A 12682-nucleotide genomic window follows, 5' to 3' on the forward strand; every position below is an offset into this window, starting at 1 on the left:
CTCAGCGTCTACAATGAGTGGCTTACCTGTCAATCAAAAAGGAACATCTCATGTCCATTATCACCACGGCCTCCGGCCTGCAATACGACGAAATCAACGTGGGCGATGGCGCCGAGGCGAAAGCCGGCCAGAATGTCACCGTGCATTACACCGGCTGGCTGCGCAACGACGATGGCTCCAAGGGCCCGAAATTCGATTCCAGCAAAGACCGCAATGACCCGTTTGAATTCGCCCTGGGCGCCGGCATGGTGATCCGCGGCTGGGATGAAGGCGTGCAAGGCATGAAAGTGGGCGGCACCCGCCAACTGATCATCCCGTCCGACCTGGGCTATGGCTCGCGCGGCGCAGGCGGCGTGATTCCGCCGAACGCCACCTTGATCTTTGATGTGGAACTGCTGGCGGTTTAATTCCGTCCCGGGGCTGCTTTGGCGGCTTTGCCTCCGGCAAAACCGCCCTACGCATTCAGCGGTACGAGCATGGCTCAACGCTGATGGACCTCGTACCGTAGGGCGGTTTGGCGCAAAGCGCGAAGCCGCCATGCAGACCGCCGACGCCTCACCGCACCCAGCCTTTCTGCATCGCGTCATGCTCGCCCGCCGAGTCCAGCAACTGCCCGCCACTCTTCTGTTCCATCACGGCCTGCACGGCCGCCGGTAATTCCGTCCCCGCTTTGAGTCCCCCCGGTTGCGCCGGCTTGGTGGATTGCGTCCAGACCGGCAACTTCCAGGCGCCGCCGCTCTTGCATGCCAGCCCCGCCATTTCCTGTCCGCCGCTGGTGGCGGTAAAGCCACGGCAATAGCTGCCCTCGGTCGCCACGAAACTCGAGGCAATCCGCACCGTGCCGCCATACACGCCGGCCGCGCCGCCGGGCGCCTGATCCAGCGCCAGCGCCAGCCGGCCCTGGGCGATCAGCGCGCCGTCGCGCCAGGTGACGCTGGCCGGCGCCTGCGCTTCGGGCTGCCAGTCGGTCAGCAGGAATTTGCCCGCCACCGCGCCCAGCGCCAGCGCCATGAACACCGCGCTCCACTCCAGCCATGACCAGCTCTGCACTTTGCGCGCCCGGCGCGCCGCTTGCTGGGTGGCGGCCCGGGTGGCCCGCACCGCCGCCAGTTGCACCACCGTGGCGCCGCGCCGGGGCGCCGCCATCCGGGGTTGCGCCTGGCGCTGCAGCTGCGCTTGATAAGTCGCCACGCGCTGCGCCAGCACGGCGTCGCGCTCCATGGCGGACTCGATTTCGGCGCGGGTCGCCTGGTCCAGGCTGCCGCCGGCATACGCCATCAGGATGTCATCGGAAAAGCCCATGTCTGTGTCCTCGCTAGCATCGATCATAACCCCGCGCGCTGAAAAGGTGCAGCATGCGTTTGTATCAGCGTGGTGCAAAATCCTCGCAAGCCATACGGTGTATGGGTTTCTTCCACAAATTCTGATCAACGAAACTCACATCCGGCAATAATTCTGTGCTAATCTGCGCGCTCTATTAACCAAGGAGGTAGTAATGAAAAAAGGCGAACTGATCGCAGAATTTGCTAAGCGCACCGAACTGTCCGGCGCTGCCGCCAACGATGCAGTGAACACCCTGATTGCCATCATTACCGAGCGCCTGAAAAAAGGCGACACGGTTGGCATCACCGGCTTCGGCACCTTCTCCGTCGCCAAGCGCGCCGCACGCAAAGGCCGCAACCCTGCAACCGGCGAAGCGATCAAAATCGCAGCGTCGAAAACCCCGAAATTCTCGGCTGGCGCCACGCTGAAAGCAGCAGTGAACCCGCCTAAGAAGAAGTAATCGACATTACGCTTCACTTCTTCGGAAGCGGCGGTTCAAGGCAAGGCGCAGCGCCGTGTTTTGAACCGCCGCTTTTTTTTATGGGCAGCCGTCCATTAGCGCCAGCAGCACCAGTTTCTCGAATTCCGGCGCAAAGCGCGCTATCACATTGTCCGGGTCGCGCACCAGCGCATCGTCCGTGACGATCCCGAACTGGACCCCGCCGTTATACGACAGGATCGACACCCCGACCCCGATATCGCCCGATTGCGGCACCCAGAACATGATCTGGTCCAGCTGGCTGCCGGCCAGGTACAGCGGCGTTTGCGGGCCCGGCACGTTGCTCATCACGGCGGTGGCCTTGCGGGCAAAGAAGTTCTGGATTTCATTTTGCACCTGCTTCGGCGACGCGCCCAGCACACCCAGCACCGACATCGCCACCAGCGCCGTATAGCTGCCCTTGAGCTCATTCATGCGGCGCTGCACTTTGGCCAGGCGCGCCAGCGGATCTTCCATGCCGACCGGCAGCACCAGCGGCACCAGCCCGAAGGCATTGCCCAGCCGCTGGCGCGGACTGTCCTTGCGCAGGTTGACCGGCACCATCACCCGTACTTCGCAGTCATCGGCCACTGCGCCGCCGGCCGCCAGCAGGTAGCCGCGCAGCGCGCCGGCCACGGCCGACATCAGGACATCGTTGACCGAGCAGCCATAGGCTTTGCTGATGGTTTTGACTTCCGCCAGCGGCAGCGGCTCGCTCCACGACACATGCTTGGTGCCATTTGGCTTGCCCTTGAACAGGGTATGGCTGTCATCCGCCATCGTGGTCAGCTTGACGGCGTCGTTGGTCAGCTGGGCGGCCGTCTGGCCGTACGTGGCGAGGCGCTCGGCCATCTTGTCGACATCGGCCCACATCGACATGGATTTCAGGAACATGGCCGAGGACAGGTCAATGGCCTTGACGCTGGTGGCGGTCAGGGGCGACAGGATCTGGTCCCAGGGATTGGCTTCCGCGGCTTCCCGCGCCGCGCTCGGCACTGCCGCGGGATGCTCATCGGGATGCTGGCCGAACATCGACATGAACACCCGTACCAGCGCCACGCCGTCGGCGATGCAGTGGTGGATGCGCACGATCAGCGCTTGCCGCACCTTGCCGTCGGTACCGATGCAATTGTCGACCAGGTGCATTTGCCACAGCGGTTTGGCCGGATCGAGCGGCTGTTGCGACAACTCCCCCACCAGCCGCTGCAGCGCGGGTTTGTTGGAGTCGCCATTGTGGCCATCGATGCGGGTATGGATCACATGGTCGTCGAGGTCGACGTCCTGTTCTTCCCACCAGGATCCCGCCAGGTCCGTGACGGCGCGGCTGCGGAAACGGCGGTAGGCCAGGAAACGCGTTTCCAGCGCTTCCTTCAACCCGTCCGGAGCGATCGGCTGCGCCATCATGGCCACGCCGACAATCATCATCTGGTTGCTGTCCGAATCCATGCGCAACCAGGCCGTGTCGACCGCGGACATTTTTCTGCGGCCCAGGGCCGACAACGCTTTCGACAACATTCGAGCTTCTCCTCTATAGTTCCAGTTGGGCCTACCGTTTATAGAAATGTATTATCTCGTTATCGCACAGACGTGCGCAAAGTTTCTTTAGTGACATCACTCTAGCACGAGGAGAAGGACAGATGAGCCTGCAAGCACAATTCGACCAAGCAATGGCCGATTCGAAAAACCTGCCGGAACGTCCGGACAACATGACCCTGCTGAAAATCTACGCATTGTTCAAGCAAGGTTCCACCGGCGACGTCGAAGGTTCCCGCCCAGGTTTCACCGACATGGTCGGCCGCGCCAAGTACGACGCTTGGGCCAACCTGAAGGGCACGGCAAAAGAAGAAGCGCAGCAACAGTACATCGATTTGATCGAAGAACTCAAAGGCTGATACAGGCTAAATAAAAAGGGCGGGGTTCAAAACCCGCCCTTTTTATTTAACGCCGCTGAAAATCTTCTGCATTTTCTCCGTCGCCTTGGCCTCGATCACCGGGGCAAAGGCGCCGAACAGGAATCCCAGCTTGATCAGCATTTCCGCCTTGTGCTTGGTCAGGGTCAGCGAACCGTTGACGCCGCTGCGTTCGAAATGCAGCACATCCCCTTCCCATTCATATTCCAGGTCAAATTCCTCGGCCAGCTTGAGCGCGACCTTTTCCGCCGCTTCCCGGGCTTTTTTGGGCGTCAGGGTATGTTCCTGGACGATGTGTACGTTGGGCATAGACTCTCTCCTCTTTTAGCCGGCGCCATTGTACAGGCCCGGCCTGCCGCTGCGAACCATTCTACGCCGGCGCCCGCTCCCATGGAACGCAGCAACATGCTTTGCGCACGCGCAAGCAACACCCGCGCCGGCAGGGGGACCATGGCAATTCCGGCGCCGGCATGCCGCCAGCGCTCTCGCCCCCGGAGAAACCATGAAAGCCGCCTTGACCGCTCCCCTGTGTGACACCCCCGCCACCGCCCCCGTCAGCTATGTCCCCACCCCGTCCGCCCCATACCGGACCCACCGCAAGGCGGCCCAGCTGACCCAGCAACCGGGCTTGCCGCGCCACAGCAACGCCGCCGCCAGCGCACCGCTGGGCGCGCGGGTGCTGATCTGGAAACAAGACCCGTCCGTGAGTGAATTGGGCACCCGCAAAGCCTTCCTGCCCGGCGTGATCCTGGCGGGCCCGCGCGACGCCCGCATTGCCAACGGCGTGCCCGGCATCGCCCCGGTCAGTCCCAACGCGTTTGGCGACTTTATCCTGCCGCCCGACACCGAACAGTTCGATGCGGTTCACACCTTTGCCGTGGTGCGCCAGACGCTGACCCTGTACCAGCGCGCCCTGGCGTCCAGCGGTGCGCCGGCGCAAATGCCCTGGCAATGGAATTCCGCGCGCAACACCGATCCGCTGAAAGTGTTCCCGCATGGCTTGCCGGACGTGATGAATGCGTACTACAGCCGCGACGAGCGGGCGCTGAAGTTCGGCGACTTCGTGCCCAGCGGCGAAACCGGCCGCGTGTATACCTGCCGCTCGTTCGATATCGTGGCCCATGAAACCGGCCACGCCGTGCTCGATGGCCTGAAACCGCGCTGGCTGCTGCGCCGCAATCCGCCGCAAACCGGCGGCCTGCACGAAGCCTTTGGCGATTTGACGGCGATTTTCCTGGCGCTGTCGCAACTGGACCAGGCCGAAGCCGTCATCGCACAAACCAAGGCCGACCTGCACGACAAAACCTTCCTGGCCGACATGGCCGAGCAATTCGGCCTGGCGCTGGGCCGGCCCAACGGGCTGCGCAACGCCGACAACGATTTGACCCTGGCGCAGGCCGGCAATGAAGTACACGCGCTGTCGCAAGTGTTTACCGGGGCCGTGTACGACATCCTGGCCGACATGTTTGCGTTTGAGCGCCGCCCCGGCCTGCTCGACGATGCCGCGCTGCTGTACCGCACCGGCGAATACCTGTGCGGCCTGGTGTTGCGCGCGCTGATGGCCGCGCCCGACTTTGGCGCCACCTATGCGCACGTGGCCAGCCATATGCTGCAACTGGCCGGCAGCGACGGCAAACCGCCGGAATACCAGGCCTTCATCCGCCAGCGCTTCACGGTACGCGCCGTCAACGTGGCCGAGGATGCCCGCACCCTGGCGCCTGAGCCGGACAGCAGCCTGCCGCAAGACCGGCGCAGTTGCTGCGGCACGATGAACCATGCCGAGTACTTTGAGCTGGAAGACGTGCTGGACGAGGAACGCAAAGCGCTGGCGGCGTGGTGCCAGCAACATTACACGGCGCGCGAACGCAACTGAGGCGCCACAGTGGCATGAAGGACGCGGCGGGCCGCCTCCGAACGCGGCCCGCCGTATTTGCTTATGTGGATTGTATATAAGGCCGAATTGTTCTCAGGTGCAAATTGCCTTAAAATCAGAGCTTTGCTGTAGGTGTATTGGCAGTTTTGCAGCACCATGGCGCCGCAAATCATCTATAAGGACTGTTATGACGCACGTAGTTACCGAATCCTGCATCAGCTGTAAGTTTACCGATTGCGTGGATGTGTGCCCTGTGGATTGCTTCCGTGAAGGCCCGAACTTCCTGGCAATCGATCCGGACGAGTGCATCGATTGCGCCGTATGCGTCGCGGAATGCCCGGTCAACGCGATTTTTGCTGAAGAAGACACCCCGGCGGACCAGCAACAATACATCAAGATCAATGCGGACCTGTCCCGCAACTGGCCTTCGATCACGAAAACCAAGGCCCCGCTGCCGGATGCCGACAATTTCCGCGACGTCAAAGACAAGCTGAAACTGCTGGTGAAGTAACCCGAGTGCCAGCTGAAAGGTGGGTGCCCGGCCTGACGGCCCGGCACCCATTTCTTTTTGCAGGTGCAAAATGCAAGAAATCGCATGAAACAGCGCCTGGCATGAGAAAAACTCACCATGTTTGTGCATCGCGCAATACGGGAAATCCGCAATGTTCGACTGATACCACATCTCGGAGCCGTCCTACACAAAAGCAGCCGAAACGCTGCTTTTCTTAAAGGTCTTCCAGTATTATCGTTTCAATCAGGACGGGCTCAGACGGACCTTGCATCAGCCTTACAGGGGTTATTCTCGCAGGAAAACAACCTTTCCATTGGTTATCGCGAAATGCTTTACGTCATGTACAAATATCCTATAATGAGCTCATGATTTTGATCAATTCGATGGCAGATACCACTTGACATCGAGATAACGACCGGGAACGATTATGCTTTACCAACTGCATGAAATGCAACGCACCTTCTTGACGCCACTGATGCAGTGGGCCGATGCGTCCGCAAAGCTGTTCAGCAATCCCGTCTCTCCGCTGGCGCACACCCCCTTCGCCCAGCGGATCGCAGCAGGATATGAGCTGATGTACCGCTTAGGCAAAGATTACGAAAAACCGGCCTTTGAAATTGATAGCGTTACCGTCGGCAACAAGGACGTCCGCATCATCGAGCACGTGGTCATCAACAAGCCGTTTTGCCGCCTGATCCACTTCAAGAAAGACTTGAGCGACAAGGACATGCGCGCGCTGAAACAGCCGACCATCCTGCTGGTGGCGCCACTGTCGGGCCACCACTCGACCTTGCTGCGCGATACGGTATCGGCCCTGCTGCAAGAACACGACGTCTACATCACCGACTGGACCGATGCGCGCATGGTGCCGATGTCGGCCGGCCCGTTCCACCTCGATGACTATATCTTCTACGTGCAAGACTTCATCCGCCACCTGGGCCCGGACTTGCACGTGATTTCCGTGTGCCAGCCTACCGTGCCGGTGCTGGCGGCGATTTCCCTGATGGCCTCGGCCAAGGATCCGAAGCTGCCAAAGACCATGACCATGATGGGCGGCCCGATCGATCCCCGCAAATCGCCGACCTCGGTCAACAACCTGGCGACGGAAAAGAAATTCTCGTGGTTTGAAAACACCGTGATTTATTCGGTGCCGCCGAATTACCCGGGCTTTGGCCGCAAGGTCTATCCCGGCTTCCTGCAGCACACCGGTTTCATCGCCATGAACCCGGGCCGCCATGCGCAAAGCCACCGCGAGTTCTATATGCACCTGGTGAAGGGCGACGACGAGAACGCGGAAAGCCACCGCAAGTTCTACGACGAATACAACGCCGTGCTGGACATGCCGGCCGAGTACTACCTCGACACCATCAAGACCGTGTTCCAGGACTTCGCACTGCCGCAAGGCACGTGGAAAGTCGGCGGCCAGCTGGTGCGTCCGCAAGACATCACCAATGTGGCGCTGTTCACGGTGGAAGGCGAACTGGATGACATTTCCGGCGCTGGCCAGACCCAGGCCGCGCATGAACTGTGCAGCAATATCCCGGCCGACATGCAGCAAGACTTCGTGGCGCCCGGCGCCGGCCACTACGGCATCTTCTCGGGCCGCCGCTGGCGCGAAGTGATTTGCCCGAAGATCGGCGAATTCATTCGCAAACACGGTTGATATCAAACCCCGGTTTATCCGGGGTTTTGTTTTTCAGGGCTGCTGCAACACGCGCGCCTGTGCCCTTGCCAACTCCACCCCGATACGCCGCCAGTAATCGCGCTCGGCCTTGTGCAAGTCGATATCGCGCACCGCGTCATTGAAGGCGCGCTGCTGTGCCAGGCCCTGCGCCGTGCGCTTGAAACACACGTGAATCGACCGCTCACGGAACAAGCCTTCGGCAAAGCCGATGCGCTCCCGCTCATCCCGGGTAAACCGCTCGCTGCCCAGTAAATGGCGCAGCACCCTTTTTTCGATCACCATCACGGGAAAGCGCTTGTTCAACAACTTGCGCAAGTTCAGTTCGTCGCTGTAGGCCTCTTCGGTCTGCAACACGCCGGCGGCGGCCATGGCGTCGAACTGTTCACCATTGGTGTAACCGGCCACGGTGCCGATACGGATGCCCTGCAATTCGGCCAGGGTGGCCGGCTGCAGCGGCAACTCTTTCAGGTATGCCAGCACCGTCGTGGTGTTGCCGATGGAGTGCGAGAAGTGGCACACTTTTTCCCGCTCCGGCGTGCGCCACACGGCAAGGAAACCCGCATAACGGGAATCGTTGAGGCCCAACTCCATGGTGCGCTTCCACGGGAAGTATTCGATCCGGGCGGTCACGCCCATGCGCTCATACACGGAAGTCAGCAGTGAACCCGCCATGCCATTGGCGGGCAAGGTACTGGAGACAAAGGGCGGCCACTCATTCGACGCAAATTGCAGCGCTGCCTGGGCCGGCGCATGGGGCGCCGCGCCGGCGGGGGCGGCCAGCGCCAGACAAAGCCAGCCCGGCAGCCACAACTTCTTCAACACGTTAATCATTTCAAGCGGCAGGTTCAGCGAATCCGGACATGCTCCCATAAAACCGCATTGCCTACAAATCAATTGTTAAATTAGACACTTTCAATGCAGGATTTTCGCGCCCTGACCGGCGCAGATGGCGGATAATGTGGCTTTACTGTTACAAACGACGTCAACGTGTCCTCATCCCTTGCAGACCGCATCGAAGATGCCCTGCCGCAGACGCAATGCACCAAGTGCGGTTATGCCGGCTGCCGCCCTTACGCCGAAGCCATTGCGTCGGGCAGCGCGGGCATCAACCAGTGCCCGCCCGGCGGCGCCGAAGGCATTGCGCGCCTGGCGCGCGTGACCGGCTATCCCGTTATTCCGCTCAATCCCGTCAATGGCGCCGAGCGTCCGCGCGCCGTCGCGTATATCGATGAAACGCTGTGTATCGGCTGCACCCTGTGCATCCAGGCCTGCCCGGTCGATGCGATCGTCGGCGCCGCCAAGCAGATGCACACGGTCGCGCCCTCGCTGTGCACCGGCTGCGACCTGTGCCTGGCGCCCTGCCCGGTCGATTGCATCGTCATGTACCCAGTCACGGAAAGCACGGGCTGGCAGGCCTGGCTGCAAGCCGATGCCGATGCGGCGCGCGAACGCCATGATTTCCGCCTGTTCCGCCTGAAGCGGGAAAAGCAGGAAAACGATGCGCGCCTGGCCGCCAAGGCGCAGGACAAGCTGAAAGCCGTGGAAGCCATCGATCCCGCGACGGCGGCCGACGCCGCCGAAAAAGAGCGCAAGCGCGCCATCATTGCCGCCGCCATGGAGCGCGCGCGCCTGAAGAAAGAAGCCGAAGCCGCCGCGGCGGCAGCCCAGAACAAGACTGATGAATAACGCCAAACGCCACGACATGTTTTCCCGCCTGCGGGAAGCCAATCCCCATCCCAAGACCGAACTGGAATACACGACGCCCTTCGAGTTGCTGATTGCCGTGCTGCTGTCGGCACAGGCGACCGACGTCGGCGTCAACAAAGCCACGCGCAAGCTGTATCCGGTGGCGAATACGCCGCAAGCGATGCTGGACCTGGGGCTGGACGAGTTGACGGGCTATATCCAGACCATCGGCCTGTACAAGACCAAGGCCAAGAATGTGCTGGCCACATGCCGGATGTTGATCGACCTGCATGGCGGCGAAGTGCCGCGCGACCGCGAATCGCTGGAAGCGCTGCCCGGCGTAGGGCGTAAAACCGCCAACGTGGTGATGAATACCGCCTTTGGCGAACCGACCATGGCGGTCGATACGCACATCTTCCGGGTGTCGAACCGCACCGGGCTGGCGCCGGGCAAGAATGTCGACATCGTCGAACAAAAGCTGTTGAAGTTCGTGCCAAAGGAATTCCTGCAGGATGCGCACCACTGGCTCATCCTGCACGGCCGCTACACCTGCGTGGCGCGTACGCCGAAGTGCTGGAACTGCCTGATTGCGGACCTGTGCGACTTCAAGCAAAAAACCCCGACACCGGCCAACGCCTGAGCCCAATGTCACACCCTGGGGTCAGACCCCAAATGTGACAAAAGTGGACATTTTTTGCACGGATATGTCCACTTTTGTCATAAATGGGGTCTGACCCCGGTGTGACATCACATCAGAGCAGCACCATGTTATCCCGGTGCACCAGCTCTTTGCCCTCCATGAAGCCAAGGATGCCCTCGATTTCACTGGAAGGCCGGCGCATGATCTTGCGGGTTTCCGCGCTGGTGTAATTCGACATGCCGCGCGCCACGGCGGCGCCGTCTTCGCCGATGCAGGTGATGACCGCGCCGCGGCCAAATTCACCCTTGACGTCGATGACGCCGATCGGCAGCAGCGATTTGCCATCCATCTTCAATTTCTGCACCGCGCCCGCGTCGAGCACCACTTGCCCGGCCGTGTGCAAATGGTCCGCCATCCACTGCTTGCGGGCCGTCAGGTGCCCGGTCTGCGCCGACAATTCCGTGCCGATCGCTTCGCCCTGGGCGAGGCGCACCAGCACATTGTCTTCGCGGCCAAACGCGATCACCGTGTGTGCGCCGGACTTCGCGGCGCGCTTGGCGGCCAGGATCTTGGTCAGCATGCCGCCCCGGCCCAGCGAGGAACCGGCGCCGCCCGCCATGGCTTCCAAGGTTTCGTCGCCAGCGCGGCCATGCGTGATCAGGTACGCTTGCGGATCCTTGCGCGGGTCGGCGCTGAACAGGCCGCGCTGGTCGGTCAGGATGATCAGCGCATCGGCTTCAATCAGGTTGGCCACCAGCGCGCCCAGGGTGTCGTTGTCGCCGAACTTGATTTCATCGGTAACCACCGTGTCGTTCTCGTTGATGATCGGCACCACCCCCATGCGCAGCAAGGTGGTCAGCGTGGAACGGGCGTTCAGGTAGCGTTCACGGTCGGCCAGGTCGGCGTGCGTCAGCAGCACTTGCGCGGTGCCGATCTGGTGGGCGCGGAAACTGGTTTCATAGATTTGCGCCAGGCCCATCTGGCCCACCGCGGCGCACGCCTGCAATTCATGGATATCGGTCGGACGCTTGTCGAAGCCCAGGCGCAGCATGCCTTCGGCGATCGCGCCGGACGAAACCAGGACCACGTCCTTGCCCAGCGCGCGCAGCGAGGCGATCTGGGCGGCCCAGCGGGCAATGGCGGCATGGTCCAGGCCACGGCCATCATTGGTGACCAGGGACGAACCGACCTTGATGATGACGCGGGTAGCTTTCTGTATGACGGAATTCATTGTGCGGCAGTTCTCTAATCAATTGGCGGCGCAAGGGGCATGCGCGCGCGTGAATACCAGGCTTGATTCGAAGGGTGGGTGACCCAGCTTGCCGCAGACAATATCGGCCCGCTGATGGCGGGCCGATATGATTGTGGAGAAGGCAAATCAGCGCTTAGCGGATTATGCCGGTGTTGCAGTGTTGTTGGAAGATTATTCCATGACTTTAAAGCGGGGGTCGTTCGGATCGATCGACGAGATGCCGCGCGCTTCTTCCGTCATCTGGGTTTCTTCGCTGCGCTGTTCTTCGTGGCGCTTCTGCTCCAGGTGCTTGTAGATTTCATTGACCAGGTCTTGCGTGCCTTCGTGGCTCAATGCGGAAATCTCGAACACCGGGCCCTTGTGGCCAAACTTCTTGACGAAGTCCTTGACGCGCTGTTTGCGCTCGTCTTCCGGCACCACGTCGAGCTTGTTCAGCACCAGCCAGCGCGGCTTGTCCGCCAGCGCAGGGTCGTATTTCTTGAGTTCCTTGACCAGCGCCTTGGCTTCCTTGACCGGATCCACCGTGGCTTCGAACGGTGCCAGGTCGACGATGTGCAGCAGCAGGCCGGTGCGCGACAAATGGCGCAGGAACTGGTGGCCCAGGCCGGCGCCTTCCGCCGCGCCTTCGATCAGGCCGGGAATGTCGGCAATCACGAAGCTCTTTTCGTGCGACACGCGCACCACACCGAGGTTCGGGTGCAAGGTGGTAAATGGGTAATCGGCGATTTTCGGACGTGCATTCGACACGGCCGTGATGAAGGTGGACTTGCCCGCGTTCGGCATGCCCAGCAGGCCAACATCGGCCAGCACTTTCAGTTCCAGGCGCAATTCGCGGCGCTGGCCTTCGCGGCCTTCGGTTTTCTGGCGCGGTGCACGGTTCGTCGACGTTTTGAAGTGAATGTTGCCCCAGCCGCCCTCGCCGCCCTGTGCCAGCACTTCCATCTGGCCATGTTCGGTCATGTCGGCGATGATGTCGCCGTTGACTTCGTCGATGATCAGGGTGCCGACCGGCATGCGCAAGACCATGTCTTCAGCGCCTTTGCCATAGCAATCGGAGCCACGGCCCGCTTCGCCATCCTTGGCGCGGTGGACTTTCGAGAAACGGTAGTCGACCAGCGTGTTGACGTTACGGTCCGCCACGGCCCAGATGGTGCCGCCCTTGCCGCCGTCGCCGCCGTCAGGTCCGCCGAAGGGACGGAATTTCTCCCGGCAGAAAGATGCGCAACCGTTACCGCCGCTGCCGGCGATGACTTCAATTCGTGCTTCGTCGATAAACTTCATGATGTGCCGCCAAAATGAGGATGCCCGGCCTGAAGGCCCGGCAC

The 12682-nt window shown here is 61.4% G+C and carries 14 protein-coding genes; 8 read left to right on the forward strand and 6 right to left on the reverse strand.

The annotated features are described in order from the left end of the window. Window positions 1–50 precede the first annotated feature (50 nt). The gene (locus AC1RRC_RS10090; RefSeq protein ID WP_493055320.1) at window positions 51–407 is read left to right on the forward strand and encodes an FKBP-type peptidyl-prolyl cis-trans isomerase; all 357 of its coding nucleotides are present in this window, start codon (window positions 51–53) and stop codon (window positions 405–407) included. Between the two features lie 148 nt (window positions 408–555). Here the strand turns inward: AC1RRC_RS10090 and AC1RRC_RS10095 are convergent, their stop codons facing one another. Beyond that, the gene (locus tag AC1RRC_RS10095; RefSeq protein ID WP_493055321.1) at window positions 556–1302 is read right to left on the reverse strand and encodes an RT0821/Lpp0805 family surface protein; all 747 of its coding nucleotides are present in this window, start codon (window positions 1300–1302) and stop codon (window positions 556–558) included. Between the two features lie 193 nt (window positions 1303–1495). On the opposite strand from AC1RRC_RS10095, the gene AC1RRC_RS10100 reads away from it, so the two are divergent. Further along, the gene (locus AC1RRC_RS10100) at window positions 1496–1783 is read left to right on the forward strand and encodes an HU family DNA-binding protein (protein WP_154379740.1); all 288 of its coding nucleotides are present in this window, start codon (window positions 1496–1498) and stop codon (window positions 1781–1783) included. Window positions 1784–1861: 78 nt separating this feature from the next. On the opposite strand, the gene AC1RRC_RS10105 is transcribed toward AC1RRC_RS10100, so the two are convergent. Further along, window positions 1862–3316: a wax ester/triacylglycerol synthase family O-acyltransferase gene (locus tag AC1RRC_RS10105; protein ID WP_493055322.1), complete on the reverse strand. Its 1455-nt coding sequence runs from the start codon at window positions 3314–3316 to the stop codon at window positions 1862–1864. A 122-nt stretch (window positions 3317–3438) separates the two neighbouring features. Here AC1RRC_RS10105 and AC1RRC_RS10110 point away from each other — a divergent pair, with 122 nt between their 5' ends. Continuing rightward, window positions 3439–3693, forward strand: a complete 255-nt coding sequence (locus AC1RRC_RS10110; RefSeq protein ID WP_493055323.1) for an acyl-CoA-binding protein — start codon at window positions 3439–3441, stop codon at window positions 3691–3693. Between the two features lie 42 nt (window positions 3694–3735). Here the strand turns inward: AC1RRC_RS10110 and AC1RRC_RS10115 are convergent, their stop codons facing one another. Beyond that, window positions 3736–4020 (reverse strand): polyhydroxyalkanoic acid system family protein, encoded by a 285-nt coding sequence (locus tag AC1RRC_RS10115; RefSeq protein ID WP_493055324.1) that lies wholly within the window; start codon window positions 4018–4020, stop codon window positions 3736–3738. Between the two features lie 193 nt (window positions 4021–4213). Between AC1RRC_RS10115 and AC1RRC_RS10120 the strand changes: the two genes are divergently transcribed. The 3 genes from AC1RRC_RS10120 to AC1RRC_RS10130 all read left to right on the forward strand — a co-directional run bounded on the left by AC1RRC_RS10120 (window position 4214) and on the right by AC1RRC_RS10130 (window position 7758). After that, window positions 4214–5584 carry a hypothetical protein gene (locus tag AC1RRC_RS10120; protein ID WP_493055325.1) on the forward strand — a complete coding sequence of 457 codons (1371 nt, stop codon included), beginning with the start codon at window positions 4214–4216 and terminating at the stop codon, window positions 5582–5584. 187 nt (window positions 5585–5771) lie between these two features. Then, window positions 5772–6095, forward strand: coding sequence for a ferredoxin FdxA (gene fdxA / locus AC1RRC_RS10125; protein WP_493055326.1), 324 nt, complete (start codon window positions 5772–5774; stop codon window positions 6093–6095). 427 nt (window positions 6096–6522) lie between these two features. Beyond that, complete coding sequence (locus AC1RRC_RS10130) at window positions 6523–7758, forward strand: polyhydroxyalkanoate depolymerase (protein ID WP_493055327.1); 1236 nt, start codon at window positions 6523–6525, stop codon at window positions 7756–7758. Between the two features lie 33 nt (window positions 7759–7791). On the opposite strand, the gene AC1RRC_RS10135 is transcribed toward AC1RRC_RS10130, so the two are convergent. Continuing rightward, a complete protein-coding gene (locus AC1RRC_RS10135) occupies window positions 7792–8649 on the reverse strand; it encodes a substrate-binding periplasmic protein (RefSeq protein ID WP_493055328.1) in 858 nt (285 codons plus the stop codon). A 117-nt stretch (window positions 8650–8766) separates the two neighbouring features. Here AC1RRC_RS10135 and rsxB point away from each other — a divergent pair, with 117 nt between their 5' ends. Both rsxB and nth read left to right on the forward strand, forming a co-directional pair. Continuing rightward, window positions 8767–9465 carry an electron transport complex subunit RsxB gene (gene rsxB, locus AC1RRC_RS10140; RefSeq protein ID WP_493055329.1) on the forward strand — a complete coding sequence of 233 codons (699 nt, stop codon included), beginning with the start codon at window positions 8767–8769 and terminating at the stop codon, window positions 9463–9465. Beyond that, window positions 9458–10105 carry an endonuclease III gene (gene nth / locus AC1RRC_RS10145; protein WP_493055330.1) on the forward strand — a complete coding sequence of 216 codons (648 nt, stop codon included), beginning with the start codon at window positions 9458–9460 and terminating at the stop codon, window positions 10103–10105. The genes rsxB and nth overlap by 8 nt, the downstream gene beginning before the upstream one ends. A 112-nt stretch (window positions 10106–10217) precedes the next feature. Here the strand turns inward: nth and proB are convergent, their stop codons facing one another. Further along, on the reverse strand, window positions 10218–11336 hold the full coding sequence (gene proB, locus AC1RRC_RS10150; protein WP_493055331.1) for a glutamate 5-kinase: 1119 nt from the start codon (window positions 11334–11336) through the stop codon (window positions 10218–10220). A gap of 192 nt (window positions 11337–11528) precedes the next feature. Further along, window positions 11529–12638, reverse strand: a complete 1110-nt coding sequence (gene obgE, locus AC1RRC_RS10155; protein WP_493055332.1) for a GTPase ObgE — start codon at window positions 12636–12638, stop codon at window positions 11529–11531. Window positions 12639–12682 lie beyond the last annotated feature (44 nt).

It is taken from the genome of Pseudoduganella sp. GW821-FHT12E03, assembly GCF_058807115.1.

Bases quoted from the DNA above. Each gene is read 5' to 3' on its own strand.
- AC1RRC_RS10090 (WP_493055320.1), top strand. From the start codon at position 51: ATGTCCATTATCACCACGGCCTCCGGCCTGCAATACGACGAAATCAAC.
- AC1RRC_RS10095 (WP_493055321.1), bottom strand. From the start codon at position 1,302: ATGGGCTTTTCCGATGACATCCTGATGGCGTATGCCGGCGGCAGCCTG.
- AC1RRC_RS10100 (WP_154379740.1), top strand. From the start codon at position 1,496: ATGAAAAAAGGCGAACTGATCGCAGAATTTGCTAAGCGCACCGAACTG.
- AC1RRC_RS10105 (WP_493055322.1), bottom strand. From the start codon at position 3,316: ATGTTGTCGAAAGCGTTGTCGGCCCTGGGCCGCAGAAAAATGTCCGCG.
- AC1RRC_RS10110 (WP_493055323.1), top strand. From the start codon at position 3,439: ATGAGCCTGCAAGCACAATTCGACCAAGCAATGGCCGATTCGAAAAAC.
- AC1RRC_RS10115 (WP_493055324.1), bottom strand. From the start codon at position 4,020: ATGCCCAACGTACACATCGTCCAGGAACATACCCTGACGCCCAAAAAA.
- AC1RRC_RS10120 (WP_493055325.1), top strand. From the start codon at position 4,214: ATGAAAGCCGCCTTGACCGCTCCCCTGTGTGACACCCCCGCCACCGCC.
- fdxA (WP_493055326.1), top strand. From the start codon at position 5,772: ATGACGCACGTAGTTACCGAATCCTGCATCAGCTGTAAGTTTACCGAT.
- AC1RRC_RS10130 (WP_493055327.1), top strand. From the start codon at position 6,523: ATGCTTTACCAACTGCATGAAATGCAACGCACCTTCTTGACGCCACTG.
- AC1RRC_RS10135 (WP_493055328.1), bottom strand. From the start codon at position 8,649: ATGGGAGCATGTCCGGATTCGCTGAACCTGCCGCTTGAAATGATTAAC.
- nth (WP_493055330.1), top strand. From the start codon at position 9,458: ATGAATAACGCCAAACGCCACGACATGTTTTCCCGCCTGCGGGAAGCC.
- proB (WP_493055331.1), bottom strand. From the start codon at position 11,336: ATGAATTCCGTCATACAGAAAGCTACCCGCGTCATCATCAAGGTCGGT.
- obgE (WP_493055332.1), bottom strand. From the start codon at position 12,638: ATGAAGTTTATCGACGAAGCACGAATTGAAGTCATCGCCGGCAGCGGC.